The sequence below is a fragment of the Helicobacter pylori genome (assembly GCF_003636935.1).
In the GTDB taxonomy this organism is placed as follows: domain Bacteria; phylum Campylobacterota; class Campylobacteria; order Campylobacterales; family Helicobacteraceae; genus Helicobacter; species Helicobacter pylori_CH.
Map to the genome: position 1 here is coordinate 69,408 of NZ_MVVH01000003.1, position 26,157 is coordinate 95,564.

The window sequence follows — 26,157 nt, forward strand, 5'->3', positions numbered from 1 at the left end:
CTCTCCCTTATAAAAATCCTTTTAAGAAATCTTTCTAAAACTCAACGCTTTAAGCATGTGAGATTTTTCTATATTCTCGCAAGCGTTTAAATCCGCAATCGTCCTAGCGACTTTTTTGACCTTATTAACAGAGCGCATGGACAGATTAAACCTTTCAACCGCCTGCTCCAACAACTTTTGCGCTTCAGCGTTTAAAGGGCAAAATCGTTCGATCTGCTCTTCATTAAGCTTACCATTAAAAGCGCTCTGTTCCCTTAACTTTTGTTGTTTGAAAGCTAATAATACCAATTCATGCATCTCTTTTGAAGTCCAAGAATGCGACGGCGTGTCTTTATAATTCCCCTCTTCCATTTGCACGAACAAATCAATCCTATCCAAAAAAGGCTCGCTCAAGCGGTTTTTATACTGCGTGATCTCTCTGTCTTGGCAACGGCATGCTTTGGTGGTGCTGAGTAAATTCCCGCACAAGCAAGGGTTTTGAGCCCCCACGAATAAAAAAGAGGTTTCGTATTCAATCTTGCTATGCACTCGTGAGATCACTAATTTATTGTTTTCTAAAGGCTCTCTTAAAGCTTCCAAAATATCCTTTTTAAAATGGGGCAATTCATCAAAAAAAAGCATGCCGTTATGCGCCAATGCGATTTCGCCAGGTTTTGGCTCTTTTAAAGAGCTTGAGCCTAAAATACTGGATTTTGAAGCGCTCTGGTGAGGGTTTCTAAAACTCCTTAAAGGGTAATAGGTGCTGTCTTGCTCGCTTAAAATGCGTAATTTTGTCGCTTCTAGGATTTCATTCAGGCTTAAGGGAGGCAAAATATAACGCATGCGATTAATGATCATGCTTTTCCCACACCCTGGACTTCCCTCTAAAATCAAATTATGAAACCCAGCGCTAGCGATCAAAGCAGCTTCTTTAGCGACAGCTTGCCCCTTAACTTCTTTAAAATCTAAGGCATAGGTGTCTGAAAAATAATACTCTTTATCGTTCAATTCTATCGTTTTAAAGGGTAGTTTTTTCGTGTGGGTGTCTGCTTTGGTTTCAGGGTTTTGTAAGATTTCTAACGCTTCTTTAAAGTGCTCCACAAAAAAGCATTGCAAATTAGGAATGAGCGAAAAAAGCTCCTCATTCGCCTTAGGCGCAATGACTTTAGCATGGGGGCACTTAATGGCAATGTCTAAGAGCATGGGGAAAATGTTAGAATTGGGTTTGATCTTGCCATCAAGCCCTAACTCCCCAAAAGCAAACCACTCTTTAAAAGCCAACTCTTGTTTTTGTAAAGCGATTAAAAGAGCGATAGGCAAATCAAAATGGCTCCCAGATTTAGGCAAATCTGAAGGCGAAAGGTTGATGGTGATTTTTAAAGGCGGGAAAGTGAAATCGTTATTTTGTAAAGCCGATTGGACCCGTTGCTTGGCTTCTTGGATAGAGCTATTAGCCAAGCCTGAAATCACAAACGCCGGTAAAGCCCTTGTGAAAGTCGCTTCCACAGCCACGATTTCCGCCACTCCCCTTTGCATGGTCGCGCAAAATATCGTGTTGATCATGGTGGTTACTCGCGTTTTTGTTTTTTTTGCAGCTCTTTGAGTTCTTTTTCAAATTTCTTACGCTTCAAAATGGATAATTTATCCACGAATAACACGCCATTGAGGTGATCGATCTCATGCTGAATGGCTACGGCTAAAAGCTCGATCGCTTCTAAAACTTTCACTTCAGCGAAGCGGTTTTGATACTCTATCTTAACCTTTTCAAAACGCTCCACCTCTTCGTAAAATCCCGGCACAGACAAGCACCCTTCTCTATACATCATTGACCCTTTAGTTTCTATCCATTTAGGGTTAATGATTTCTAGGCAATCTTCTTTGTGTTGCACGCCGTCTTCTTGCGGGAGATTGATAATGAGCATTCTTAAAGGCAAGCCCACTTGAATAGCGGCTAACCCTATCCCTTCACTAGCGATCATAGTCTCATGCATATCGTCTAGTTGTTGGTGGAGTTTTGAATCAAAAGAAACGACCTCTTTAGAAATCGTTCTTAAGATTTTAGAAGGGTAATGGATAATTTCTAATAACGCCATGCGATCACTTCACATTTTTCTGCAACACTTTATCGATCAAGCCATACTCTTTAGCTTCTTTAGCGCTCATGTAAAAATCCCTGTCCGTGTCTTTAGCGATTTGTTCCAAACTCTGCCCTGAATTTTGAGCCAAAATAGAATTCATCAAACCCTTAAGCCTGAGAATTTCGTTAGAAATGATTTCAATATCGCTCGCTTGCCCTTGAGCCCCCCCTAAAGGCTGGTGGATCATAATCCTTGAATGGGGCAGTGAAAAACGCTTGCCCTTAGCCCCACAGCTCAGTAAAAACGCCCCCATAGAAGCCGCTTGACCGATGCAAATCGTGGAAACATCAGGGCGGATAAAATTCATCGTATCATAAATACTAAGACCGCTTGTTATCACCCCACCGGGAGAATTGATATACAAGCCAATGTCTTTTTCAGGGTCTTCAGCTTCCAAAAACAAGAGTTGGGCCACAATAGAAGACGCCACGCTGTCATTAATCTCACCGCTCAATAAAACAATGCGATCCTTTAAAAGGCGCGAATAAATATCATAGCTACGCTCCCCACGATCGGTATTCTCTATTACATAAGGAATGTATCCCATCATTTCTCCTTTTTTTAGCTGTTCAACCCACTTGAGTTTTTTGAGCGTTAGGCCTCATTTTCTCTAAAATTTCTTGCTGTTCTTTAGGCAAATTTTTATCCAACAAATAAGCTAACACCCTATCTTCAATCATCGCCATTTTCACCGCCGCTAACATGTTATTTTTGCGGTATTGTTCAATGAGGCTTTCTGGGTTTTGCCCTGTCATCATCGCTTCATAATACAAGGTTTGAAAGACTTCATTGTCATGCACGCCAATTTTTTCTTCCTTCGCTAAAGCGTCAATGATAAAAGTGATTTTCACGCTTTTTGTCGCATCGTTTCTAAAGCTCTCACGCTTTTCTTTGGCTTTTTCTTGACTTTCTTGTAAGGATTTGACTTCTTCGGCTTGCATGGAATAAAGAGCGTTCCTGAATAACAAATCCATTTCTTGCTCTATGATCGTTTTAGGCAAATCAAAAACGATCTTTTCATCTAAATTTTCAATCAATTTTTCTTTCAGCTCTTCATTATAGAGCCTAGCCTTATTTTCTAAAAATAACTGCCCTTCAACCCTTTCTTTTAAAAGCTTTAAAGTCGCATTCTCTTCATTGGCCAGCACGATTTTAGCGAGTTCGTCATTGATTTCTAACGCTTCACGCGCTTGAATCTGGCGTAATTTCACTTTAAAAAGGGCTTCTTTGTCGGCCAAATGCTCTGCGTGGTATCCGCTAGGGAAAGTCAAAGGGAATTCTTTTTCTTCGCTAGCTTGCATGCCTAAAAGAGCCTTTTCAAAATCTTCTAGCATTTGCTTATTGCCTAAAATCAAAGTGAAATTCTCAGCCTTGCCTCCTTCAAAAGGCGTATTATCTATAAAGCCTTCAAAATCAATCGTCAATTTATCGTCGTTTTGAGCTTTTCTTTGAGCGTCAGCATCCACGAATTTCGCGTAATCTTTAGCGAGCTGTTTCAAACGCTCATTAATTTTTTCTTCATTGGGGATTTCCACTCCCACGCTAGGCACACACTCTTTAATCTTGTCTAAAACAATCGTGGGTTTCAAGCCAATGTCCGCTTCTATTTCAAAATGCGTGTCTTTTTTTTCAAATTTAGTGAAATTGTGGCTGCCGATGAGGTCCTTAGTTTCAATCCCTAATTCTTTAAGAGCGTTTTTTAAAACCTCTTGAATCATTTCTTCTTGAGCGTCTTTTTCAATTTGGGCTTGATAGCGGGTTTTCACTAAACTAAGGGGGACTTTACCTCTTCTAAAGCCATCAATTTTAACTTTTTGGGCGATTTTTTGAGCGATTTTATCATAACGCTTTTCTAAATTCTCAATGGAAGGTTTAGCGCTCAAACGGGCGTTGGCGGTGTCAATCTTTTTCACTTCAAGATTCATCTCTTTCCTTAATGGTTAAAAAATTAAATTTTTGTAGTCATTATAGCTTAATTTGTTTTAATTCCGGTTTATAAAAAGCGGTTTTAATTCTGGTTTTCAAAAATTGAAAAAACTAAAAATCATAAGTTGAAGTGAGATAGACAGAAATATTGCGCCTGAAATGAAGGGTGTATAAAGGGGTTTTAAAATAATCATTGGTTAAAAAAGGGATGCGCGCACCAAATTCTATCGCCCAATTCTTATACCTTGAAAAGCGGTAACGATACCCCACATTCAACATCACTTGAAACATGTAAGGGTGGTAAATACTTGAAGGATCTTTAGCCCACTTTTTAAAAATCTTTGTTTCATAAAACCAGGTTTCTCCCACGAAATTCATCCCTAAAATCAGCGTCCCGAAAGAGCGTTTGTATAAAAAGTCAGCTCCCGCGCCATAAAAAATAGCGTTAATAAAAGTCTCTTTTCTTTGCAACTTTTCTCTATAGCTTTTAGGGATTTGCGAACTCTCCCTCAAACTATCGCCCAATACGCCTTTATTTTTAAGAAAAAACCCATAAGCATAATCCAAAGAAACATAAAAACGGAAACCATAGCGCTCTTTTTTAGGAAAAAATTGTTTATAGCCATAAATCAAACTGACTTCAGCAAAAGGAATGTCTCGGTATTTTGAATGGTTTTCAAATCTTTCCCTGCTCTGTAGCCATGACATTTGCACCACGCTTGTGCCATAATAGTGGGAGCTTTTGTCTATGTTAAAAAGCTTTCTTTTAGGCTTTTTAGACCCAGTGAAACATGGAGAGTGGGTTTTGCCCCTTAAACACTTCTTGGCTAAAAACCGCTGGAATCCTAGATCTTTTTCTTTGATAATTGTGTAAGTAACCAAATCATCAGCCCTTAAACACACGCTCAAAAAGAACGCTAAAAACCCCTTTTTAAGCAGTCTGTTCAAGCGTTCTTCTCTTATGCGTTATTTGTCTTTATCGGTTTCTCTTGTTTTTCAATTCCTTGGCGTCTTTTTGATAAGATTCTAAATTCTTTTGAGTGAGTTTTTTGTCTATTTCTTGCATGATATTTGCAAAAATCTTATTCAAAGCGCTCTTGATCGCATCATTAGAATTATCCGTTCCCTTAACCATAGTGCTAACCAACCCCCCACTATGGCTTGAATGGGTGGTTTTTAAGAATTTTTCTTGGATGTCTAACTCGCTCAAATCCATCGTAAAAGAATCTAAAGTTTCCCCACTCATAGGCTCTAGTATGGTAACCTTAATAAACCCAGCCGGGATTAAAACCCCCTCCATTTTATCCAAACCAGTGGAGAATAACAACCCAGGTTCTGATTTTTTCTGTGTGGTTCTTTTAGGATCGGGGCGTAAAACAATTTCCCCATTCATAGCGACAGCCAAATACCCTTCTTTTTTTTGTGCGAAAGAAAAATCGTCTTTATCGCTGCTATCCACGCTAATAACCTTATAGCCTTGATTTTGTAAAATCTGTTCAACCTTGAGCACGGTTTGATTCTTGAATTTATTTTCATACTCTTTAGCGATATTATCGCTGTATTGAAAAGCTGGCCTTAAAAGTAGAATCTTTTCGTCTAACGCTTGAACTTTCTCGCTAGCTGGATGGTAATTCAATTTCAAAGCGACTTCATTGGTTTCAATAATGTGCGGGCTGCATCCCACTAATAACGCTACCACGCTCGCGCCTAAAAGGCATTTTTTCCATGCAAAATCTTTAAAATGATTATTTGCTTTCATCGTTCTATCCTTGATTGTAATATTTTAGACTTCTATAACAACAAACCCGAAGCAACCAACACGCTTTTGTTGTCAAAATGTTATTTTACCCTAACATCTTTAGATTATTAGTTTTTTTCTATTTTTTAGCGTTATAATCCCCACTTTTACCTCCACTCTTATACTCCAACACCACATCGCTAATCACCATGCCCTTATCAATGGCTTTCACCATGTCATAAATAGTTAAAAGCCCTACGCTCACACTCATTAAAGCCTCCATTTCTACACCCGTTTTAGCTTGAGTTTTGACTCTTGCATAGAGTTTAAAACTGCAAGTCTCTTTTTCTTCTAAAATATCAATATCCACCCCATTGAGCATGATTGAATGGCACATGGGAATGAGCTCGCTTGTCTTTTTAGCCCCCATGATCCCAGCAATAATCGCAGTCTGTAATACCGGACCCTTTTTAACGCAATGATTAATAATAGCATCATAAGCCTCTTTATTCATGCTGATACGACCGCTTGCTAGAGCGATTCTTTCAGTGGTTTCCTTATCCCCTATATCCACCATTTTAGGCTGATTTTCTTCATTCAAATGAGTGAGCGGCATTTTTTACCTTATTGTTTGGGGCGAAACGCTTGAATGTTTTTTTCATTCACTTGCATGTAATTCCCTAAAATCAAATCCACGCAATAAGGAATCGCTGGAAAAACCGCTTCTAAGCATTCTCTAATACTTTTTGGCTTACCAGGGAGATTAATGATCAAACTCTTATTCCTAATGCCAGCGCTCTGGCGCGATAGAATCGCTGTAGGCACATATTTCAAACTAGTCATTCGCATAAGCTCTCCAAACCCAGGAAGCATTTTTTGGCACACTTTTTCTGTGGCTTCTGGGGTTATGTCTCTTAAAGCAGGGCCTGTGCCTCCTGTGGTAACGACTAGATCGCATTGGTATTCATCGCACATTTTAATCAGCGATTTTTCAATCAAATCCCTTTCATCAGCGACAATTTCGTAATGAAATTTTAAAGGATTGAGCAAATATTCACGCAACACTTCTTGTATCGCTTTACCGCTTAAATCTTCATAAACCCCTTTTGACGCTCTATCGCTTGCGCTCAAAACGCCTATATGAATCGTTTGCATTTTAACTCCTTTTTAAGCTAAAAGCCCACTCCCTTTTAAAGGGTGGCTTCTTTCTTTAGCGTAAATGCGTTCATTATCAATCAAATCGTATTTCCAAATAGGAGCGTTACGCTTAAAATCTTCAATAAAATCTTCGTATAGTTCTAAGGCATTTTTTCTATTCTTTCCCATTAAAACGCATAAAAATGAGCTTTGTCCTATCAAAACATCGCCCAAGCTGTGTGCCATTTTTAACACCACGCCCAAATCTTTGGCTTTATGGCGCCATTTTTCAAACCAAGCCTTTAATAGCACCTCATAAATATCAAAACTCAAGCCTTGAATGTTATCCTCTTTTCTCACAATCCCCACAAACACACAAAACGCTCCAAAGTTTTTCGCACAAGCTTCCTTTTGGTAGGCTTTCAAAAGCTTCTCCGTATCTAATGCCCCTTGAATGATTTTTAACACCTAGCCCCCACAAACCGGTGGCAACAAACTTACCACATCGCCATCTTTTAAAGGCGTGTTTAAATTGTCTATTAAGTGATCATTAAGGGCTATCGCGCAAACGCCCAACCACTCTTTTAGGCCCTCTTTTTCTTGTAAAATCGCTCTTAATTCTTTTAAATCATTCGCTTTGATGAAAAAATTTTCTTCTTTTATGGGTCCAAAGAATCGCACTTCTACCATCATTTACCCCTATATCCAATCTTTTAAAAGCATGATTTTAATATTTTTAAAACCTCCTTAAAGCATCCATGGTTTTCACAATAAATGCCCCATTTTGAGCTTTTTGACTTCCAAATACCCTTGATTGTGCTCGTTAGCGCACACGATCAAGCTCTCTCTTGTTACCTCAGCGTATTTTTCTAAAGCGGCGATTTTTTTAGGGTTGTTCGTGAGTAAGCGCATTTTTTTAATGCGGTAATATTCTAAAATCTCACCCGCAACACTATAATCCCTTTCATCGTCTTTAAACCCTATCATTTCATTGGCTTGAATGGTATCATAGCCCTTATCTTGCAAAGCGTAGGCATTGACTTTATTAAATAGCCCTATCCCACGCCCTTCTTGGCGCAAATAAATCACTAGCCCCCCTTCTTTAGAAATCCTTTCTAACGCCATTTGCAACGCCCCTCCGCAATCGCATTTTTGAGAGCCTAGAGCATCACCCGTTAAGCATTCTGAATGCAAACGCACTAAAGGGTTTTGAGAAAAATTAGGGGTGAAAACCACTAAATGATCTTTAGAGCCATTAGAACCCTTTTCCCTAAAACACTGGATATAAAACTCCCCAAATTGCGTGGGTAATTTGGCTTGGTTAGAAATTTCTAATCGTTTCAAGGATACTCCTAAAATTAGTTTTAAAACGCATCTTTTAAAAAAAGGTATTCTATCAAAACTCTTTATAATTTTCTTAAATTTTAAGCTCTTAAAATTTGTAAGTCAAATTCAAGCCATTAGGGCTTAAACCAGAACGGATTTCATGTTTATTGCGGATCCCTAAAGCTTCCCCAAGCCCTAAATCCCTAATGATAAAACCGATAGGATCCATAAGAGCGATAACCAAACGCCCTAAAAATAACGAGCCAAAAAGCCTGCCTTCATTGCGTTGGATATAGCGTGTGAGCTGGTAAAACCCTTCCCCTAAAATGGAGCCTAATAAAGGCGTGATCACTAAATCCTGCCAGCTAGGCACTTCCACAAACGCTTCCAAACCATATTCCCAAAAAAGCGTGGAAGTGATAAAAGAAAAAAACGCTGATGCCATCCAGCTAAACCCAGCCATGCGCGGTTGCATATAATACATAGCCCCAAAATAAGGGTGCAAAATTTCATTGAAAATAAAACTATCGTTGTCCAGTTTTGGCCCCATGCGGACATTTTCAAACCAACTTTTGACGCCAAACTTTTCTTTATCCCAATTCGTTACGCTCTCTGGCATGAGATACAACCCCACAATCCCTATCACCAAAGACACGCCTAAAATCCCTATACTTGTGCCTAAATATTTCCAACGGCTATTTGGGGCATAAGGGATCGTGTTGCTCTTTTTAAACTTCTTTTTAAAATAATGCCATGAGAGATTTTTAGAAGGGCGTCTGAGCGTTTCTTCTAATTGGATGCTGTTAGCGTTTAAAAAACTACAGCCTAACCCCCAAACCACCACGCAAACTACCCAAATCTTTTGGAAGGTTTTTAGGAATATTTTCAATAATATTTTTAGGAATGTTTTTAATGAAATCAGCATAAACTCTATTATTACTCTCATCAGGTTGCAAACTTTATTGCTTGACTTAAAAAGAGTTTATTATATCTTAAAAATATTGCAACGCATTCAATGAAATTGAACAAGCTTTAAAGGCTAATCGTTTCTACAAGCTTAAGCCCAAACCCGCTCAAAGCCTGATACTGCCTGTCTTCAGAAGAGCTTAAAAGCCTGAAATCCTTTATTCCCAAATTTTTTAACACTAACGCCCCAATCCCAAAATCTTTAACGATATTGTTTTCTTTAGAATGCGTGTTCATAAAGATCAAATAACCCCCTTCACGCTTCAAATACTCTAACGCTTTAAAAAACGCTTCAAACGCGTCAGTCGTTAAAAAATCAAAATCCTCTTTGATAGGGTGGAAACGCACTAAAGGGGCTAAACCATGGGTTTTTGCACCTTTAAACTTAAAAGCGTAATGGTTTTTTTGCTGGTGGTCTAAAAAAGTGTAGCATTGCGTTTGGTGTTTTAAAAACTCTCTTTCTTCTTGGCAAAACATTTTCAGCAAATTTTCATTTTCCAAACGATAGCTAATCAAATCAGAGACATAAAGGGTTTTAAGATTATGCTTAAGGGCGAAATCGCTCAAAAATTTATCCCCTCTCCTCGCCATAGAGCCGTCTTCTTTCATGATTTCACAAATCACGCTCACGGGCTTTAATCCAGTTAATTTGCATAAATCCACGCTCGCTTCCGTATGGCCTGTGCGCGCTAACACGCCTCCATCTTTTGCGATTAAGGGGAAAATATGCCCCGGGCGCACAAAATCGCTCGGTTTGGTGGTGTCTTTACACAATAATTCAATCGTTAAATGTCTTTCAAAAGCAGAAATCCCGGTTTTGGCTTCTTTAGCGTCAATGGACACCGTGAAAGCGGTCTCATGGTTAGAATCATTCACGCTAACCATAGGAGGCAATTCAAATTTTTTCGCTAAATCTTTGGTTAAAGACACGCAAATCAACCCCCTAGCATGCGTGGCCATGAAATTGATTTTCTCAGGGGTAGAAAAAATCCCGGCTAAAACCAAATCCCCCTCATTTTCTCTGTCTTCATCATCCATAACAATAAGCATTTCGCCATTTTTATACGCTTCTAAAGCTTCAGTAACTCGTTTTAAGATCATTCTAACTCCCTAGTTTTATTCAATAATATTTAGTTTTATAGAAAAAAGAAATATAGCATGTTTAATAACGATTATTACTTTATTGTTAGTGAGGGAAAAAATGATTTCAAAATATTCCATTGTTTAATCGCACCCTTGTGTAAAGAGCGGCCAATCCTGATGCTTAAAGGTAATTTTTTAGGCCTTTGTTTTTCTGTGTTGGAGTTTTGAGCGTTCATCCCGTCGCAAGCGATCGCAAATTCCTCTAACACATAGTTTTTGACCCCATGCCAATAATGCCTATCCATCACGCAATCTATAGGCATCACCCATTCTTTCGCGCTGTATTCCAATAATTTTTGCGCGGCTTTGGGGGCTAAAACATACCCTTGAGTGCCAATGCCATCTTTAAAATGTAAGATTTGAGAAACCCCCTTAATGGGAGTTTTTTGTTTAGCCACATTTTCTTCTAAATGCATCAAGCGGATATAGCCTAATTCGTTGATGTGTTCACCACAAAACTCCAAGCTTTCTTTAAAACGCTCTTTTAAAGTGATGTCATCTTCTAAAATACAGATCGCTTCATTGAGTTCTATGCATTTTTGCCACAACAAATAATGGCTCGCATAGCACCCAAGCTCCCCAAACCCCATTCTCTTCCCGCAATGCTTGAGCGCGTAAAAGAAATTTTTGAACGCGCAAGGAGAGTGTTTTTTATTTTTACAAAAAGCCAATAAATTTTCAATCATGAAAGAAGGGTGCAAATGCTCTAAAATCAAGGGGTGCAATTGAGTGGGAGAGGTTTTAGAATAGATCGCATCAAAAATTTCATAAGAGATCCCTTGAAGTTTGAGACTCTCTAAAAGGGGGGTTATATGAGTTTCTTTTAAAGAAAAATTTTGACAGGTTTTGGGGCTTAAATGAATAATAAAAACACGCATGCTAGCCTTAATTCTTAATACAAATAAAATCAATGTTAAACTTGATTACATTCTAGCGCAAATTTTAGTAAAATACGCATCATGTTAGATGATATTCCTATTACCATTCAAAAAAGTAAAAAAATCAAAACCCTGAGCTTGAATATCACGCCCTCTTTAGAAGTGATTCTCAAAATGCCCTATTCTTGCTCTCAAGCCAGAGCGAACGCTTTTTTAAAAGAACAGAAAGCTTGGCTAAAAAAAACCCTTTCAGCCATGCGAGAAAAATACTCGCTCTTGCACACTAACCTAGAAAAATATCAAAACAAAATCCTTGTGTTTGATGAGATGAAAAACGCTAACGATTACACCCTAACAGAGCTTAAAAAAATCTTAAAAACTTATTTGGAGCAAAAACTCCCCTTAATCGCTCAAAAAATGCAAACTTCATACACCCATTTCAGCATTAGAAATAACGCTAAAGTTTTAGGGAGCTGCTCTTATCATAACCGCTTGAGTTTTGCTTTATTATTGATTTGCGCCCAAAAAGAAGCGATTGATTACGTCATCATCCATGAGCTCGCCCACACGATCCACAAAAACCATTCTCAAAATTTTTGGCGTTGCGTAAAAATCTTTTGCCCTAATTACCGTGCTCTAAGAGAGCATTTAAAGCAAAGGGTTGTTTTTTATGCCCAATTGCTTAAGCAACTACAACCCTAAAGATTAAACCTTAAAAATGATAGCTCACATACGCTGTTATGCTTCTGGGAGGTGCGGCTTCTTTACCATTAGGGCTAGTGCCTATCCCGCTAAACCAATACTTCATGTTAAAAATATTATTGATTTGCAAGCTCGCATTCACGCTTTGATTTTTACGCTCCCACAGAGTGCTAGAAATTTGCAAATTCCACACCCAATACCACGGCGTCATGCCCGCTGTTTTGGTAGTGATGGCCCCGTTTTTAATCGTGGGTGCGTATTCTGTAAAAGGCACGGTGTTTAACACATCGCTATAAGCCGTGCTATAAAAGAACGAACTCAACCCGATCGTGGTTTTAGCGTAAGTGTAGCTCGCGTCTAAAATGAATTGGTGCGGGCTGACAAAAGGGAGCTTTTTGCCAAAAATATCTTTTTTAGGCCCTTTAGGATTGGCAGGGTTAGTAACCATCGTGTGGCTGGTGATAACAGCGTCTATAAAAGTGTAAGCCGCATGGAAATTAAGCCCTCTAATAGGCGTGTAATACAATTCCAGCTCCACGCCTTGCGATCTCGCATTGACCGGCTCTTTATTATCCCCATAGCGCCCGGTAAAATAATTATTCGCAAAAATCACAAAATAATTCGCGTTAAAACTCACTTGATTGTTAAAATAGTAGCGTGAGCCGCCTTCCATGACATTAAAGATTTGAAAATAATCCGTACTTGTGCCTACAAAATTACCGATATTGCTGAATTGGGGCGGGATGTAGCTTCTTTGATAATTGAAATAAAACAACCAATCCTTAATGGGTTTATAGCCGACATTCAGCGCCGGATTTAATTGGTTATAACGCTCTTTTGTGGTTTTTCCTGTTTGACCTGCTTTAAAAGGGGGAGCGTCTTTTTTTTCGTAATTTAAAAAAGTGTATCTCAAGCCTGGCGTGATCGTTAGCATGCCGTCATTGAAATTGATTTCATCGCTGGCATACACGGCGGTATAATTGTTGAAATTATTGAGTGAAGTTCCTGCATCAAAACCACTCCCATTATTAGGCACGCTAGGGTTTTTCCTGGTGGTGGATCGGCGGTATAAATCTTCTGTTAAAAACCGCATTCCCATATTAAAAGTTTGTTTGACTTTACCGGTATTGACAATGAGATTGAGTTTTGGCTCAAAGGCATTCACCACGAAGCGGCGGATATTGTCAAAAAATTGCCAACAAGGACTACTCGTATCGCTATAAGAATACAACCCGCAATTAGGGTTAGTCGCGCTGATTTTTCCTTTGCCTTTAAAAGGTAAGATCTTATTTTGACTGCTCATATACACGCTTTGGTATTGGTTGGAAAACCCAAAATCCCTGCTCATGTCATGCGTGAAATAAGTGAATTTAAAATCTCCCCCCACTTTCCTATCCGGATCGCCAAAATAATTTTGATACACGATCCCAAAGCGCTTGGCTCGCCCTCCATCTTGATTGTCAGGGCGCTCGTTAATAAAGCGGTTATAGGCATAATCTTGCGCGCTCAAAGTGCCTGGGTGGTAAGAATTGTATTGATAATACTGGTAATAAGCTTTAAAAGTGTTGGTCGCATTAATCTTATAAACCGCATCAAGCAAGTAGTTTTGCACCTTTGTGGGGCTGTTTTGCCTGAAACCTTGCCCGTTAATCCAATTGCCTTGCATGCTAATGCCTATATGTTTGCCTAGCATTCCAGCCGTTCGCCCGTAAGTGTTAAACAGCATCTGATTGCCTAAAGTTTGGGCTAAGGGTTTGCCCTTTTCTTCAGGATCTACAAAGCCCCCTGTGGAGGATCGCCCCCAAAAAGTGATTCTTTCAGCCGCTTGATTTTCCCACTCTTTAGGGATTTCTTTAGTGATGACATTCACCACGCCCCCAAAAGTGTTAGGGCCGTATTGCACGCTCGTGCCACCTTTAATCACGTCAATCCTATCCACTGACTGGAAAGTAACAGGGAAAATCGCCAGTTCAATATTAGAATACGGCGCGCCATAAATGGGGATACCATTGACTAAAATCATGCCCGTATTGCTATGCCCGTTACCACCCCCACCAAAACCGCGCACTGAAATTTTAGGCAGCACGCCTGTGCCTGTAGCGTCTCTGATTTGAATCCCTGGCACGTTTTGCAAAGCGTTTTCAATATTCAAATTACCCATTTTTTTGAGTTCTTTGTTGGAAATCACCGTGCGAGAGCTTGTGGAATTACGCACCTCTTCGCTTTGCCATGAAAGCGGGGCACTGGAATTGAATTTTTGCTCAGTGGTTGTAACTTTTTTTAAAAAATGGTGCTGTTCTTTCGCGCCTGCAAAAGAACTAAAAGTCCAAAAAGTCAAAGCGCCCAACGCTAAAAAATAGGGGGTTTTTACCCTCAAATAACCATTCATTATAATAACCTTTCTCATTTAATTCAAACCGATGCATACTATAAAAATAATTATTATAATTAGCTTAAGAATTGAAGTTTGATTTTATTTATTTACAATTCGTTATCAAAACGATTTGAAAAAGGTTTTTAGTGTTTTTTAAATAGCTACCGAGCGCCTTTTAAAACAGAATGTTACGGGAATTTTTGAATGCGTTATTTATCAATTTGACGAAGAAACCATCACAACCGCTATCGCAAAACCAGCGTCATGGCTGATGCTCGCGCTCAAGCTTTGGATGTTGAAATAATCCATTTTTTCTTTGGAAAGGGTGATTAAGGGGGCGTTTTTAGGGCTTTTAGAAATGCGTATATCCAAAAAGCTCAATTCCTTACCAATGCCCACTTGAAGGGCTTTAGAACAAGCCTCTTTAAGCGCGAAAAACCCAGCGATACTACTAGATTTATCCTTGCATAAAAGAATCTCGCTTGGCGATAAAAAACGCTCTAAAAACCTCATTTCAAAGCGTTTCACACACTTTTCTATCCTAGCAATAGAGACAATATCTACGCCAATCATTTAAAACTATTGAATAATGAAATCAGTGAAAAAGACATTTTTAATAAAGCCATCAATCAAAAACGAATTCAAATGGCTCTTAATTTCATCTTTAAGCTTGTTTTTGCCTTTATTAGTAACCACTTCTTCCACGCTTTTAGACGACAGAATCTCTATAATCGTGTCTTTAATCGCTGTGTCTTTAACCTTGACTTCATTTAAAAGCTTTTCATTACTCAATTCTAACGAAATAGAAGCCTTAAGGTAGCGTCTGCCATTTTGAGAGACCAAATTCACCGCAAAAGGCGCATCAATCGCATACAAAGGTCCAAGCACTAAATATTGCTGGATATTAGAGCCTTCTTTGGCCTCTTGATTTTTGTTCGCCATAGGATTAGCTTGAACTTCTTGGGTGTTTTTAGAAGCGTTTTCTTTAGATTCTTCCTTATTCCCCATAAGCAGCATGATAATCACCCCCACTAATAAAAGCATCACTAACACGCTTCCAATGATGACAAATAAAAGGGCTTTGCTTTTTTTGGGAGGTTGTTGCGCGGTATTTTCTTGTTCTTCTGCCATGCCTATTCCTATTGAAAATAAGTTAAAGTGGTTTTCCCGAATTTTTTCTGTTTGATTATAGCTAAAGTTACAAGACTTTTAGGCATTTCATGCAGACTTTCATGCTCAAAAACCACTAAAAGATTTTTTGGATTAAAGCGTTTCAATAACCTTTCTAAAGCTTGAAAACATTTTTCATAAATCCCTAAAAACCCGCTTGTTTCAAAAGGCGGATCCAAATAAATAATATTCAAAACGCCATTTTTTAAACGCAGCGTGGGCAAAAGCTTGAAAGCGTCATCTAAAAAGGTTTGGATTTCCATTTCCTTTTTCAGGCGGTTTTTAAAAAGTGCAATATTTTCTAAAAGCGTTTTATAAGCGTCTTTATTTTGCTCAAAAAACACCGCGCTTGTTGCCCCCCTACTCAAAGCCTCTAACCCCATAGAAGCACTGCCTGAAAACACTTCTATAAAATGCGCGCTCCTAATTTCTGCTTGCAAGGTGTTAAAAAACGACTCTCTTACGATCGCTTTGGTGGGGCGCGTGCTAGAAACGTTAGGCAAATTCAAGCCCAATCCCTTACAAGCCCCCCCAATAATTTTAAATTTTTTTACTGGCTGATGATTTGGCATAATTTTTGGGTGTATTCTTCTAGTAATTGCTGGATCTTTTGCTCTTTAGAAAATTGGATTTCTTCGCAAGGTTTTTCGCTCGTCTTTAAAGCGCGATAAAAATTTTTTACATCTTCTTTCACGCTCTGTTTGGTGAAAGGCTTTCTTAAGCATTCTTCTATAAAGCATAGGGGCTTATTAATCTCTAGCGTTTCATCATCGCTTAAAACAAGATCGCAAACTTCCACAGGAGAGAGGTAACCGCTCAAATAAAATTCCAAACTCCTTTGAATCAACAAAGACTTGCAAGAAAGAAAAATTTTCAAAAAACCCCTTTTATCCCATCAACAAACTTAAATTGTTTCAAATTATAGCGATTCTTTCTTTTAAACACCAATATTAAATAAATAAACTTAAAAAGTGTTTCATTTTGTAAAAAAGAAAAACAGAATGTTAAAAATAAAGCTCAAATAACACCCCCTTTTTTTTTTTTTTGGTATAATGTCGCCTAAGGTAAGAGCGAAAGGCGTATTATATTCCTTCCTTCTTTACTATAACTTAGCATTTTAATAAACTTTTTCATTAAAATGTCCTAACGCTCTTACCTTAATTGAGAAAGCAAGTTAGCCCCTCTCAACTTTTCACGCAAACTAACCTTGAAAGCGTAGTGTTTCATAGTAAATGCTTAGTGTTTAATATTCTAAAATCCAAGATACCAATCCCCCCTTTAAAAATACGCAAACTCTTTATTATTATTAATTATTATTAGATTATCAAAACGCTTTACATTTTATTTTTTTTCACAAACTCTAACGCTTTGAAACGCTCCCCTAAACCCCCAGGGCTAATTAGGGGCTTGATTTTAGCCGCTTTTTTTAAATACCTTTCATAACTCACGCTCTTTGAAAACATTTCTAACAATCCCATAAGCCCCATATCCAGCAAAGCGTTAGCCTGCGATTTGAAGAATGAAAATTGCGCGTGGTGTTTTTCAAACAAAAAACGCACCAAAGAAAAATTGACATCATAAGTCAAATCGCTTTGCTGATACAAAGAAGCTAAATTATTTAAAATATCCTTAAAATCCAGCGCTTGATGGTTTTTAAAAGCCCTTAAATGCATGTCTTTCCGCTCTGTTTCACCGCCATAATCAAAGCTCAAAAACACCCAAGAAGAAGCCTCGTTCAATTTCTCTAACAAATCCTTAATGAAAGCCTCTAAAAACAACGGCGCGCACCCTTGTATTAAATTCAAAGTTTTAAGAAGTTCTTTAGTGGGTTCATCAATACCGCCCCAAACGCCCTGATGATCATGGGTGATGAAAAGCATTTGGTTGTCTTTAATGATCTCGCAAGCGAACGCGTCAAACAATTCATTAGAGACAACAAACGCGCTTTCATGCCCCTTGAAATCTAGATCTTTCAGATCGCAGATCATCAGATCCAATTGCGTGGCTTGTTTGAAAATGGTTCGTTGGAGTTTTTGCAATTCCTTTAAAGGCTCACAGCTGATAAACTCGCATTTTTCCATTACGCCCACGCTCAAAGCGTTTAAAAAGCTGGCTATATCGCTCAAAAAATGCCCATGATGAGAGCCAATTTCTACAATTTTTAAAGGCAAAAATAATTTTTCTTCTTCTAAAAGCTTGATGACATAAAACGCCATAGCGCCCCCAAAAAACTTGCTCAAAGACACCGAAGTGTAAAAATCCCCTTTTTGACCGATTAGCGCCTTTCTGTAATACCCTTTTTCTCCATAAAGCCACTCTTGCATGTAATTTCCAAACGAACGCACGATTTTCCTTTCATTCAAACTCATCTCAACCAACAATAACAGAGCGCTATTCTAGTCAAAATCGCCTTATTTTTGCGCTATGATATTCAATAATAAAGACTTTTTAAGCTAATTTAGTAGGGAGTTTAAAGTTTGGAAATTTTAAGGCGAGAATGCGGGGCGGTGGAAGAAAACGCTTATATTGTGAAGCTTTCTAGTGGGATAGATTTTATTATCGATCCCGGATTTTCTAGCAGCGAATGGGTGTTAGAAAACGCCAAAAACCCTAAGGCGATTTTAATCACGCATGGGCATTATGATCATGTATGGGATAGCGCTCAATTGTCAAAAACCCTTAAAGACACCCCCATTTACGCCCCAAAAGACGATGTTTTTATGCTAGAAAATGATATTTTCCATTTAGGCATGCCGGTTTTTAGCCCCAATTTTAGCGTGCCTTGCAATAAGGGTTGCACCACTTTAGAGATAGCAAACACTACCATTAAATACTGGCATTTTCCCGGACACACGCCCGGTTGTTCTATCATAGAAATAGAAGGGGTGATTTTTAGCGGGGATTTTATTTTTTATCGCAGCATTGGCCGTTATGATTTCCCTTATTCTAATGAAAAAGACATGAAAGAGTCCTTAATAAGGTTTCAAAATTTAGATTTTTCTAAAGACATAGAAATTTATCCAGGGCATGGGGATAAAACAAGTTTTTTTGCCGAAAGAGAGCATTCTAAAATTTGGGTTTCAAGGATGGCTTAATTGTTAAGCCGGCTAGAAAAAGAGCGTTATTTGCGCCATATCATGCTAGAAGATGTGGGCGAAGAAGGCCAATTGAAGCTTTTACAATCTAGCGTTTTAGTCATTGGGGCTGGAGGTCTTGGATCAGCGGTTTTGATGTATTTGTGTGCCGCTGGGATAGGAAAAATAGGTATTGTAGATTTTGATGTGCTAGATGTGAGTAATTTGCAACGCCAAATTATCCATTCACAGGATTTTTTAAACCAACCTAAAGCCTCTAGCGCGAAAGCGCGCTTGAAACAACTCAATGCGGGTATTGAAATAGAGGCTTTTGAAGAACGCTTTAAGGCTCATAACGCTCTTTCTCTCATAGAACCTTATGATTTTATTATAGACGCTACAGACAATTTTAACGCTAAATTTTTGATCAATGACGCTTGCGTGTTAGCCCAAAAACCCTATTCGCATGCCGGGGTTTTAAAATACAGGGGGCAAAGCATGAGCGTTTTACCCCATAGCGCATGCTTAGCGTGTGTTTTTGATAAGCCCCCTAAAAAGGGATTAAATCCTATTTCAGGGCTTTTTGGGGTCTTACCTGGGGTTTTAGGATGTATCCAAGCGAGCGAATGCCTTAAATATTTTTTAGGGTTTGAAACTTTACTTATAAATACTTTACTTATAGCCGATATTAAAACGATGGATTTTAAAAAAATTCAAGCACCCAAAAACCCTGATTGTAGGGTTTGTGGCACGCATAAAATCACGCATTTACAAGATTATGAAATTTAGATTAAGGGGTAAGTTTTGGATTTATCAACCATATTAGGCTTGGTATTGGCGGTCGCTTCTATTTCGTTAGGCGATATTTTAGAAGATGGCAACCCGTTGCACATTATCCATTTGAGTTCAGTCATCATCATCGTGCCTACTTCGCTTTTTGCCGCTATGACAGGCACGCATGCGCGTTACGTGAAAGCCGCTTACAAAGAGATAAAAATTGTTTTTTTAAACCCTAAAATCAATTTAAACGAAACCATTAAAAATTTAGTGGAATTAGCCACTCTGGCTAGAAAAGATGGGGTGTTGAGTTTAGAGGGGCGAGTGGCGCAAATTGAAGACGATTTCACCCGTAATGGCTTGTCTATGATCATAGATGGCAAGGATTTAAAATCCGTTAAGGAAAGCTTAGAAATCAGCATTGAAGAAATGGAAGAGTATTACCACGGCGCCGCTCATTATTGGGAGACTGCCGGTGAGACCGCTCCTACTATGGGGTTAGTGGGGGCGGTTATGGGGCTTATGCTAGCCTTGCAAAAACTAGATAACCCGGCTGAAATGGCAGCAGGAATCGCTGGGGCTTTTACGGCTACTGTTACAGGAATTATGTGTTCTTATGCGATTTTTGGCCCTTTTGGGCATAAGCTCAAGGCTAAGTCTAAAGACATTATCAAAGAAAAAACCGTTCTTTTAGAAGGGATTTTAGGCATCGCTAATGGGGAAAACCCAAGAGATTTAGAAAACAAACTCTTAAACTACATCGCTCCCGGTGAACCTAAAAAATCTCAATTTGAGGGCTAAACATGGCTAAGAAAAACAAACCCACCGAATGCCCCGCTGGTGAAAAATGGGCGGTTCCTTATGCGGACTTTTTGTCGTTGTTGCTCGCGCTTTTTATCGCTCTTTATGCCATTTCAGCGGTCAATAAATCCAAAGTGGAAGCCTTAAAAACCGAATTTATTAAGATTTTTAATTACGCTCCCAAGCCAGAGGCGATGCAGCCGGTTTTAGTGATCCCTCCTGATTCAGGGAAAGAAGAAGAGCAAATGGCGAGCGAAAGCTCCAAACCGGCTTCGCAAAATACCGAAACAAAAGCCACTATCGCTCGCAAAGGCGAAGGCAGTGTTTTAGAGCAAATTGATCAAGGCTCTATTTTAAAGCTCCCCTCTAATTTGCTGTTTGAAAACGCTGCATCAGATACCATTAATCAAGACATGATGCTTTATATTGAACGGATCGCTAAAATCATTCAAAAACTCCCTAAAAGGGTGCATATTAATGTGAGAGGTTTTACAGACAACACGCCTTTAATTAAAACCCGTTTTAAAAGCCATTATGAATTAGCCGCCAATCGCGCTTATAGGGTGATGAAAGTCCTTATACAATACGGCGTGGATCCTAACCAATTGTCTTTTTCTTCTTATGGCTCTACCAACCCTATCGCGCCTAATGACTCCCTAGAAAACAGAATGAAAAACAACCGTGTGGAAATCTTTTTTTCAACCGATGCGAACGATTTGAGTAAGATCCATTCTATTTTAGATGAAGAATTCAATCCTCACAAACAGCAAGAATGAATCGCATGAAACCAATTTTTTTGTCAATCTTTTTGTTGTTAGCGAGCCTTATCGCTAGAGAAAAGGACGCTTCTTCAAACCTTTTTGATTTGATTGATAAGGGGATCAACAGAGAACAAGAATTAAAAGAGCAGGAGCAAAAAACGCGCTTAAAACTGGCTCAAAGCCCTTTGGTGGCTTTAGAGATTGTCCCCCAAGAAACGCCCTATTTAGAATGGCAAGGGGCTAGGGAGTCGTATTATTTAAAGGTGAGCGCTGTGGTGGAGAGCGTGGTTATTTTAAAAATTGACATCAATCAAGGGCGTTCTTGCTCGCTCTACCCCACGCCTAAAAGCGTTTCTTTGGTTAGGAATCAAAGCGTAGCCTATGAAATTTTATGCGAAAACCAGCCGCTATGGATAGAAGTTAGCACCAATCTAGGCAAACGCACCTTTCAGTTTTAACCCACAACCAACATTAAAGAATGCCTTTAGCGTTTTAAAACCCCTTTATTCAAATAAGTTTGGTTATAATGCTAGGCATGGGCGTTTTTAAACAATTGATCAAAGAATTGTATGAATGGTTGCTCCATTTTGTAGATGTGGCTACGCAGCATTTAGTTGTTATGGTATTAAAAATAAGCATGGTAAAATATTTGGTAAAAGAATTTCATGATCGCTTCATTTATTTTATAGATTTGATCGCACAGCATTTTATCATCGTTGCGCTTTCTAGTCTTATCGTGTTGGTGTTTGGGGTTTTGATTGGGGTTTTTGTGTTTTATAACTCAAAGGCTAGAGCGTTCTTGCTCCCTGCGGTGAATTTCCTCTACACCATCCCATCGCTGGCGTTATTTGCGTTATTCATTCCTGTGATTGGGGTGGGGTTAAAAAACGCGCTTTTAGTGTTGGTCTTATACGGCTTATTACCCATTGTCCATAGCACTTATAACGCTTTAAAAGAGGTGCGAGAAGAAGTCATTAAGGCTGCTGTCGGGCTAGGGTGTAACCCCAAAGAGTTGTTTTTTAGGGTGCACTTCTTGCTCGCTATCCCCCAAATTTTAGCGGGCTTAAGGATTGCGGTGGTGATGTTAGTGGCGATGGCTGGGATTGGGGCGCTCATTGGGGCTGGGGGTTTAGGGCAGGCGATTTTTAGAGGACTAAACACGCAAAACACCACGCTTTTAGTGGCGGGCAGTTTGATCATTGCTCTTTTTAGCGTTTTAGCGGATCAATTTGTGAGCGTGTTCCAGCATGAAAACGCCTTGCAACGCCTATTTTCTCAAAACGCCACCCAAAAACAAAAAAGAGGAGTTTATATTAATTTAGCGGTGTTTCTTTTTTTATTGCTAGCGAGCGCTTTATGGCTCATTCCTAGAAACGCTACGGAAGAAAAGCCCTTAGTCGTGGCGACAAAACCTAGCAGCGAGCAGTATATTTTGGGCGAGATTTTAAGCCTTTTGTTAGAAAAACACCATATTCCTATCAAGCGAGCGTTTGGCATTGGCGGGGGGACGATGAATATCCATCCGGCATTACTTAGGGGCGATTTTGATTTGTATGTGGAATATACCGGCACCGCTTGGGTGAATACGCTCAAAAACCCTTTGACTCAAAAAGTGGATTTTGAAACGATTAAAAAGCGTTATGAGAAGGAATTTAATCTTTTATGGGTGGGGCTTTTGGGCTTTAATAACACCTATTCCTTAGCGATTTCTAAAGAAGACGCTCAAAAATACGCTATTGAAACTTTCAGCGATTTAGCCCTTCATAGCCAAAATTTTGATTTTGGTGCGGAGTTTGACTTTTTTGAAAGAGAGGACGCTTTTAAGGGCTTAATGAAAGCTTACCGCTTTCATTTTAGAAGTTTGCATGAAATGGATATTAATTTGCGTTATAAGAGTTTTGAATCCCATAAAATCAACGCTTTAGACGTCTTCACTACAGACGCTCAAATCAAACAGCTGGATTTAAAGGTGCTTAAGGACGATAAAGGGTTTTTCCCTAATTATCAGGCCGGTATTGTTATGAGAAAAGAAATTATCAAAAAGTATCCGGAAGCGTTAGAAATCTTAGAAAAATTGAATGCAAAAATTAGCGATGAGAAAATGCAGGATTTAAACTATCAGGTGGAAGCGTTGAAAAAAAGCCCCCAAATAGTGGCTAAAGATTTTTTAGAAAGCTTAGGGTTATAGCATGAAAGAAATCGTTACAATAGAGAATGTGTCTTTTAACTACCACAATCGCGCGATTTTTAAAGATTTTAATTTAAGCATTCAAGAAGGGGATTTTTTATGCGTTTTAGGGGAGAGCGGGAGCGGTAAAAGCACGCTTTTAGGCTTGATTTTAGGGCTTTTAAAACCCAGTTTGGGGAGCGTTAAAATCTTTAATGAGACCCTTTCAAACAACGCTTTTTTACGCCAAAAAATAGGCTATATCGCTCAAGGCAATTCCTTATTTTCTCATTTAAACGCCTTACAAAACATGACTTTTTGCCTTAATTTACAAGGCATAGACAAACAAACCGCTCAAAAAGAAGCCAAAGCCTTAGCGTTAAAAATGGGGTTAGATGAGAGCCTTATGGATAAATTCCCTAATGAATTGAGTGGGGGGCAAGCCCAAAGAGTGGGCATCATTAGGGGGATTATCCACAAGCCAGAACTCATTTTATTAGACGAGCCTTTTAGCGCTTTAGATAGTTTTAATCGTAAGAATTTACAGGATCTCATCAAAGAGATACACCAAAATTCTTGCGCTACTTTCATTATGGTAACGCATGATGAGGGCGAGGCGCAAAAGTTAGCCACAAAAACCCTAGAAATCAAAGCCCTTAAACAAGAGCAATGATTTTAAGGCTCGTTTAAAAATTCTGGCGTGGTGTTGTTGGTGGGCGTTTGCATAGAAGAATTAGAGCTGTTTGAAGTTTTTTTAGCGGGTTTTTCATTGAATGGGGGGGCTTTATAGCCGCAAGCTTGAATCGTTATTGCTACAAGCGTTAAAAAGCATGTTAAGATCAGTTTATGGAACAAAATATTTTCTCCTTACTCATTCAAAAAAAGTCTTATAAAAAGCTTGAAACCCTTTTGAAACTCAAAAAGCTTAAGGTTTTTATGCCTTTAAGTTTACAAGAAAATTTGCTTTTTATCTTCATAAAAGATTCTAAATTGCTTTTTGCGTTTAAAGATCTTTGGGCTTCTAAGGAATTTAACCAACGATTCGCTAAAGAAATCAGCCACTTTTTAAACACGCAAGGGCATGCTTATGGGTTTGACGGGTTGAATGGGTTAGAAGTTTTAGGTTATGTGCCTAAAGACATGCTAGAAAAAGCCAATTTTTATGCCCCAATTAAAAAACAAGCCCGTTTTTTTCGCCCTAGCGCTTTAGGGTTGTTCCATAACCCCATTAAAGACGCTCGTTTGCATGAATGTTTTGAAAAAGCGCGCGCTTTGATCCACTACCAACGCAGTCTTTTTGAGGAATGAATGGCTGATTTATTGTCCAGTTTGAAAAACCTTTCTAATAGCAGTGGCGTGTATCAATATTTTGATAAAAACCGCCAACTGCTCTATATCGGTAAGGCGAAAAACTTAAAAAAGCGCATCAAAAGCTATTTTTCCATCCGTAATAATGAAATCATGCCCAACCATCGCATCAGTTTGCGCATCCAAATGATGGTCAAACAAATCGCTTTTTTAGAAACCATTTTAGTGGAAAACGAGCAAGACGCTTTGATTTTAGAAAATTCTTTGATCAAACAGCTCAAACCCAAATACAACATTCTTTTAAGAGACGATAAAACTTACCCTTATATTTACATGGATTTTTCCACTGATTTCCCTATCCCTTTAATCACACGAAAAATTTTAAAACAGCCTGGCGTTAAATATTTTGGCCCTTTTACGAGCGGGGTTAAGGATATTTTGGACAGCTTGTATGAATTGCTCCCTTTGGTTCAAAAGAAAAATTGCATCAAGGATAAAAAGGCATGCATGTTTTATCAAATAGAGCGTTGTAAAGCCCCATGCGAGGATAAAATCACCAAAGAAGAATATTTAAAAATCGCTAAAGAATGTTTAGAAATGATTGAAAATAAAGACAAACTCATCAAAGAGCTTGAATTGAAAATGGAGCGCCTTTCTAGTAACTTGCGTTTTGAAGAAGCCCTAATTTATAGGGATAGGATAGATAAAATCCAAAAAATCGCCCCTTTCACTTGCATGGATTTAGCCAAACTCTACGATTTGGATATTTTTGCTTTTTATGGCGCAAGCAATAAGGCGGTGTTAGTGAAAATGTTTATGCGTGGGGGTAAAATCATTTCTTCAGCGTTTGAAAAAATCCACTCCCTTAATGGGTTTGACACCGATGAAGCGATGAAGCAAGCCATTATCAATCATTACCAATCGCATTTGCCTTTGATACCAGAACAGATTTTATTGAGCGCTTGCTCTAATGAGACGCTTAAAGAATTGCAAGAATTTATCTCTCATCAATATTCTAAAAAAATCGCTCTTAATATCCCTAAAAAAGGCGATAAGCTCGCTTTAATAGAAATCGCTATGAAAAACGCTCAAGAGATTTTTAGCCAAGAAAAAACCTCTAATGAAGATCTGATTTTAGAAGAGGTGCGATCGCTTTTCAATTTAGAGTGCGTGCCTTATAGGGTGGAAATCTTTGACACAAGCCACCATGCCAACAACCAATGCGTGGGGGGAATGGTCGTGTATGAAAACAATGCATTTCAAAAAAACTCTTATCGGCGCTACCATTTAAAAGGCTCTAATGAATACGCTCAAATGAGCGAATTGCTCACTAGAAGAGCCTTAGATTTTGCTAAAGAGCCACCGCCTAATTTGTGGGTAATAGATGGAGGGAGGGCGCAATTAAACATCGCTTTAGAAATTTTAAAAAGCAGCGGGAGTTTTGTAGAAGTGATCGCTATTTCTAAAGAAAAAAGGGATTCTAAAGCTTATCGTTCTAAAGGGGGCGCTAAAGACATTATCCATACGCCTAGCGATACTTTTAAATTACTTCCTAGCGACAAACGCTTGCAGTGGGTGCAAAAATTGCGCGATGAAAGCCACCGGTATGCAATAAACTTCCATAGATCCACTAAACTTAAAAACATGAAACAAATCGCTCTTTTAAAAGAAAAGGGCATAGGAGAAGCTAGCGTGAAAAAATTATTGGATTATTTTGGGAGTTTTGAAGCGATAGAAAAAGCGAGCGAACAGGAAAAAAACGCCGTTTTGAAAAAGCGAAATTAAAGGAAAA

At 38.8% G+C, this 26,157-nt stretch carries 31 protein-coding genes; 10 read left to right on the top strand and 21 right to left on the bottom strand.

Features of this window, described 5'->3' with window-relative positions; genetic code table 11:
- Positions 1-21: 21 nt before the first annotated feature.
- The 14 genes from EAL87_RS03075 to EAL87_RS03140 form a co-directional block, all read right to left on the bottom strand.
- The gene (locus tag EAL87_RS03075; protein ID WP_120912939.1) at positions 22-1,542 is read right to left on the bottom strand and encodes a YifB family Mg chelatase-like AAA ATPase; all 1,521 of its coding nucleotides are present in this window, start codon (positions 1,540-1,542) and stop codon (positions 22-24) included.
- 5 nt (positions 1,543-1,547) lie between these two features.
- Positions 1,548-2,072: a peptide deformylase gene (gene def, locus EAL87_RS03080; protein WP_120912940.1), complete on the bottom strand. Its 525-nt coding sequence runs from the start codon at positions 2,070-2,072 to the stop codon at positions 1,548-1,550.
- Between the two features lie 4 nt (positions 2,073-2,076).
- On the bottom strand, positions 2,077-2,664 hold the full coding sequence (clpP, locus tag EAL87_RS03085) for an ATP-dependent Clp endopeptidase proteolytic subunit ClpP (protein ID WP_000540573.1): 588 nt from the start codon (positions 2,662-2,664) through the stop codon (positions 2,077-2,079).
- Between the two features lie 22 nt (positions 2,665-2,686).
- Entirely contained in the window at positions 2,687-4,042 is a 1,356-nt protein-coding gene (tig, locus tag EAL87_RS03090; protein WP_120912941.1) for a trigger factor, read from the bottom strand.
- Positions 4,043-4,154: 112 nt separating this feature from the next.
- The gene (locus EAL87_RS03095) at positions 4,155-4,991 is read right to left on the bottom strand and encodes an outer membrane protein (protein ID WP_120912942.1); all 837 of its coding nucleotides are present in this window, start codon (positions 4,989-4,991) and stop codon (positions 4,155-4,157) included.
- 28 nt (positions 4,992-5,019) lie between these two features.
- Complete coding sequence (hpaA, locus tag EAL87_RS03100; protein ID WP_120912943.1) at positions 5,020-5,802, bottom strand: flagellar sheath lipoprotein HpaA; 783 nt, start codon at positions 5,800-5,802, stop codon at positions 5,020-5,022.
- 118 nt (positions 5,803-5,920) lie between these two features.
- A complete protein-coding gene (gene moaC, locus EAL87_RS03105; RefSeq protein WP_120912944.1) occupies positions 5,921-6,397 on the bottom strand; it encodes a cyclic pyranopterin monophosphate synthase MoaC in 477 nt (158 codons plus the stop codon).
- An 8-nt stretch (positions 6,398-6,405) separates the two neighbouring features.
- Positions 6,406-6,936, bottom strand: a complete 531-nt coding sequence (gene mog, locus EAL87_RS03110) for a molybdopterin adenylyltransferase (RefSeq protein ID WP_120912945.1) — start codon at positions 6,934-6,936, stop codon at positions 6,406-6,408.
- Between the two features lie 12 nt (positions 6,937-6,948).
- Complete coding sequence (locus tag EAL87_RS03115) at positions 6,949-7,386, bottom strand: molybdopterin synthase catalytic subunit (RefSeq protein ID WP_120912946.1); 438 nt, start codon at positions 7,384-7,386, stop codon at positions 6,949-6,951.
- Positions 7,387-7,608, bottom strand: coding sequence for a MoaD/ThiS family protein (locus EAL87_RS03120; RefSeq protein WP_000230573.1), 222 nt, complete (start codon positions 7,606-7,608; stop codon positions 7,387-7,389).
- Positions 7,609-7,683: 75 nt separating this feature from the next.
- Positions 7,684-8,262 carry a GTP cyclohydrolase II gene (gene ribA, locus EAL87_RS03125; RefSeq protein WP_120912947.1) on the bottom strand — a complete coding sequence of 193 codons (579 nt, stop codon included), beginning with the start codon at positions 8,260-8,262 and terminating at the stop codon, positions 7,684-7,686.
- A gap of 88 nt (positions 8,263-8,350) precedes the next feature.
- Positions 8,351-9,127, bottom strand: a complete 777-nt coding sequence (locus EAL87_RS03130) for a DUF3943 domain-containing protein (protein WP_240444231.1) — start codon at positions 9,125-9,127, stop codon at positions 8,351-8,353.
- A 149-nt stretch (positions 9,128-9,276) separates the two neighbouring features.
- The gene (locus tag EAL87_RS03135; RefSeq protein WP_120912949.1) at positions 9,277-10,311 is read right to left on the bottom strand and encodes a bifunctional 3,4-dihydroxy-2-butanone 4-phosphate synthase/GTP cyclohydrolase II; all 1,035 of its coding nucleotides are present in this window, start codon (positions 10,309-10,311) and stop codon (positions 9,277-9,279) included.
- Between the two features lie 74 nt (positions 10,312-10,385).
- Positions 10,386-11,231 carry a glycosyltransferase family 25 protein gene (locus tag EAL87_RS03140; protein WP_120912950.1) on the bottom strand — a complete coding sequence of 282 codons (846 nt, stop codon included), beginning with the start codon at positions 11,229-11,231 and terminating at the stop codon, positions 10,386-10,388.
- A gap of 81 nt (positions 11,232-11,312) precedes the next feature.
- On the opposite strand from EAL87_RS03140, the gene EAL87_RS03145 reads away from it, so the two are divergent.
- The gene (locus EAL87_RS03145) at positions 11,313-11,933 is read left to right on the top strand and encodes a M48 family metallopeptidase (protein WP_120912951.1); all 621 of its coding nucleotides are present in this window, start codon (positions 11,313-11,315) and stop codon (positions 11,931-11,933) included.
- A gap of 10 nt (positions 11,934-11,943) precedes the next feature.
- On the opposite strand, the gene EAL87_RS03150 is transcribed toward EAL87_RS03145, so the two are convergent.
- From EAL87_RS03150 to EAL87_RS03175, 6 genes are all read right to left on the bottom strand, one after another.
- Positions 11,944-14,322, bottom strand: coding sequence for a TonB-dependent receptor family protein (locus tag EAL87_RS03150; RefSeq protein WP_120912952.1), 2,379 nt, complete (start codon positions 14,320-14,322; stop codon positions 11,944-11,946).
- Between the two features lie 201 nt (positions 14,323-14,523).
- The gene (acpS, locus tag EAL87_RS03155) at positions 14,524-14,880 is read right to left on the bottom strand and encodes a holo-ACP synthase (RefSeq protein WP_120912953.1); all 357 of its coding nucleotides are present in this window, start codon (positions 14,878-14,880) and stop codon (positions 14,524-14,526) included.
- 6 nt (positions 14,881-14,886) lie between these two features.
- Complete coding sequence (fliL, locus tag EAL87_RS03160; protein WP_000797017.1) at positions 14,887-15,438, bottom strand: flagellar basal body-associated protein FliL; 552 nt, start codon at positions 15,436-15,438, stop codon at positions 14,887-14,889.
- 8 nt (positions 15,439-15,446) lie between these two features.
- Positions 15,447-16,049: a 16S rRNA (guanine(966)-N(2))-methyltransferase RsmD gene (rsmD, locus tag EAL87_RS03165; RefSeq protein ID WP_120912954.1), complete on the bottom strand. Its 603-nt coding sequence runs from the start codon at positions 16,047-16,049 to the stop codon at positions 15,447-15,449.
- Positions 16,028-16,354, bottom strand: coding sequence for a dihydroneopterin aldolase (locus EAL87_RS03170; RefSeq protein WP_120912955.1), 327 nt, complete (start codon positions 16,352-16,354; stop codon positions 16,028-16,030). The genes rsmD and EAL87_RS03170 overlap by 22 nt, the downstream gene beginning before the upstream one ends.
- A gap of 457 nt (positions 16,355-16,811) precedes the next feature.
- The gene (locus tag EAL87_RS03175) at positions 16,812-17,822 is read right to left on the bottom strand and encodes a class I SAM-dependent methyltransferase (RefSeq protein WP_120913014.1); all 1,011 of its coding nucleotides are present in this window, start codon (positions 17,820-17,822) and stop codon (positions 16,812-16,814) included.
- Positions 17,823-17,954: 132 nt separating this feature from the next.
- On the opposite strand from EAL87_RS03175, the gene EAL87_RS03180 reads away from it, so the two are divergent.
- The 7 genes from EAL87_RS03180 to egtV all read left to right on the top strand — a co-directional run bounded on the left by EAL87_RS03180 (position 17,955) and on the right by egtV (position 23,730).
- Positions 17,955-18,572 carry an MBL fold metallo-hydrolase gene (locus tag EAL87_RS03180; protein ID WP_079354580.1) on the top strand — a complete coding sequence of 206 codons (618 nt, stop codon included), beginning with the start codon at positions 17,955-17,957 and terminating at the stop codon, positions 18,570-18,572.
- Positions 18,573-19,340 (top strand): HesA/MoeB/ThiF family protein, encoded by a 768-nt coding sequence (locus EAL87_RS03185; protein WP_120912956.1) that lies wholly within the window; start codon positions 18,573-18,575, stop codon positions 19,338-19,340.
- A gap of 15 nt (positions 19,341-19,355) precedes the next feature.
- Positions 19,356-20,129 carry a flagellar motor stator protein MotA gene (gene motA, locus EAL87_RS03190; RefSeq protein WP_000366185.1) on the top strand — a complete coding sequence of 258 codons (774 nt, stop codon included), beginning with the start codon at positions 19,356-19,358 and terminating at the stop codon, positions 20,127-20,129.
- A 2-nt stretch (positions 20,130-20,131) separates the two neighbouring features.
- A complete protein-coding gene (gene motB, locus EAL87_RS03195; RefSeq protein ID WP_120912957.1) occupies positions 20,132-20,905 on the top strand; it encodes a flagellar motor protein MotB in 774 nt (257 codons plus the stop codon).
- Between the two features lie 5 nt (positions 20,906-20,910).
- Entirely contained in the window at positions 20,911-21,348 is a 438-nt protein-coding gene (locus EAL87_RS03200; protein ID WP_001877960.1) for a hypothetical protein, read from the top strand.
- A gap of 68 nt (positions 21,349-21,416) precedes the next feature.
- On the top strand, positions 21,417-23,078 hold the full coding sequence (gene egtU / locus EAL87_RS03205) for an ergothioneine transport permease/ergothioneine binding protein EgtU (protein ID WP_120912958.1): 1,662 nt from the start codon (positions 21,417-21,419) through the stop codon (positions 23,076-23,078).
- Position 23,079: 1 nt separating this feature from the next.
- A complete protein-coding gene (gene egtV / locus EAL87_RS03210) occupies positions 23,080-23,730 on the top strand; it encodes an ergothioneine transport ATP-binding protein EgtV (protein WP_120912959.1) in 651 nt (216 codons plus the stop codon).
- Between the two features lie 2 nt (positions 23,731-23,732).
- On the opposite strand, the gene EAL87_RS03215 is transcribed toward egtV, so the two are convergent.
- The gene (locus EAL87_RS03215) at positions 23,733-23,912 is read right to left on the bottom strand and encodes a hypothetical protein (protein WP_000468793.1); all 180 of its coding nucleotides are present in this window, start codon (positions 23,910-23,912) and stop codon (positions 23,733-23,735) included.
- Here EAL87_RS03215 and EAL87_RS03220 point away from each other — a divergent pair.
- Positions 23,904-24,365 carry a hypothetical protein gene (locus tag EAL87_RS03220; RefSeq protein ID WP_120912960.1) on the top strand — a complete coding sequence of 154 codons (462 nt, stop codon included), beginning with the start codon at positions 23,904-23,906 and terminating at the stop codon, positions 24,363-24,365. The two genes, EAL87_RS03215 and EAL87_RS03220, sit on opposite strands and share 9 nt — an antisense overlap.
- A complete protein-coding gene (gene uvrC / locus EAL87_RS03225) occupies positions 24,366-26,150 on the top strand; it encodes an excinuclease ABC subunit UvrC (RefSeq protein WP_120912961.1) in 1,785 nt (594 codons plus the stop codon).
- The last annotated feature ends 7 nt before the right edge of the window (positions 26,151-26,157 follow it).

What these genes read in the sequence shown, in the direction of transcription:
- hpaA (WP_120912943.1), bottom strand. Translation starts at nt 5,802, where the DNA reads ATGAAAGCAAATAATCATTTTAAAGATTTTGCATGGAAAAAATGCCTT.
- clpP (WP_000540573.1), bottom strand. Translation starts at nt 2,664, where the DNA reads ATGGGATACATTCCTTATGTAATAGAGAATACCGATCGTGGGGAGCGT.
- EAL87_RS03135 (WP_120912949.1), bottom strand. Translation starts at nt 10,311, where the DNA reads ATGATCTTAAAACGAGTTACTGAAGCTTTAGAAGCGTATAAAAATGGC.
- motB (WP_120912957.1), top strand. Translation starts at nt 20,132, where the DNA reads ATGGCTAAGAAAAACAAACCCACCGAATGCCCCGCTGGTGAAAAATGG.
- EAL87_RS03140 (WP_120912950.1), bottom strand. Translation starts at nt 11,231, where the DNA reads ATGCGTGTTTTTATTATTCATTTAAGCCCCAAAACCTGTCAAAATTTT.
- acpS (WP_120912953.1), bottom strand. Translation starts at nt 14,880, where the DNA reads ATGATTGGCGTAGATATTGTCTCTATTGCTAGGATAGAAAAGTGTGTG.
- EAL87_RS03220 (WP_120912960.1), top strand. Translation starts at nt 23,904, where the DNA reads ATGGAACAAAATATTTTCTCCTTACTCATTCAAAAAAAGTCTTATAAA.
- egtU (WP_120912958.1), top strand. Translation starts at nt 21,417, where the DNA reads ATGCTAGGCATGGGCGTTTTTAAACAATTGATCAAAGAATTGTATGAA.
- mog (WP_120912945.1), bottom strand. Translation starts at nt 6,936, where the DNA reads ATGCAAACGATTCATATAGGCGTTTTGAGCGCAAGCGATAGAGCGTCA.
- fliL (WP_000797017.1), bottom strand. Translation starts at nt 15,438, where the DNA reads ATGGCAGAAGAACAAGAAAATACCGCGCAACAACCTCCCAAAAAAAGC.
- def (WP_120912940.1), bottom strand. Translation starts at nt 2,072, where the DNA reads ATGGCGTTATTAGAAATTATCCATTACCCTTCTAAAATCTTAAGAACG.
- uvrC (WP_120912961.1), top strand. Translation starts at nt 24,366, where the DNA reads ATGGCTGATTTATTGTCCAGTTTGAAAAACCTTTCTAATAGCAGTGGC.
- tig (WP_120912941.1), bottom strand. Translation starts at nt 4,042, where the DNA reads ATGAATCTTGAAGTGAAAAAGATTGACACCGCCAACGCCCGTTTGAGC.
- EAL87_RS03200 (WP_001877960.1), top strand. Translation starts at nt 20,911, where the DNA reads ATGAAACCAATTTTTTTGTCAATCTTTTTGTTGTTAGCGAGCCTTATC.
- EAL87_RS03120 (WP_000230573.1), bottom strand. Translation starts at nt 7,608, where the DNA reads ATGGTAGAAGTGCGATTCTTTGGACCCATAAAAGAAGAAAATTTTTTC.
- EAL87_RS03145 (WP_120912951.1), top strand. Translation starts at nt 11,313, where the DNA reads ATGTTAGATGATATTCCTATTACCATTCAAAAAAGTAAAAAAATCAAA.
- EAL87_RS03075 (WP_120912939.1), bottom strand. Translation starts at nt 1,542, where the DNA reads ATGATCAACACGATATTTTGCGCGACCATGCAAAGGGGAGTGGCGGAA.
- moaC (WP_120912944.1), bottom strand. Translation starts at nt 6,397, where the DNA reads ATGCCGCTCACTCATTTGAATGAAGAAAATCAGCCTAAAATGGTGGAT.
- EAL87_RS03150 (WP_120912952.1), bottom strand. Translation starts at nt 14,322, where the DNA reads ATGAATGGTTATTTGAGGGTAAAAACCCCCTATTTTTTAGCGTTGGGC.
- rsmD (WP_120912954.1), bottom strand. Translation starts at nt 16,049, where the DNA reads ATGCCAAATCATCAGCCAGTAAAAAAATTTAAAATTATTGGGGGGGCT.
- egtV (WP_120912959.1), top strand. Translation starts at nt 23,080, where the DNA reads ATGAAAGAAATCGTTACAATAGAGAATGTGTCTTTTAACTACCACAAT.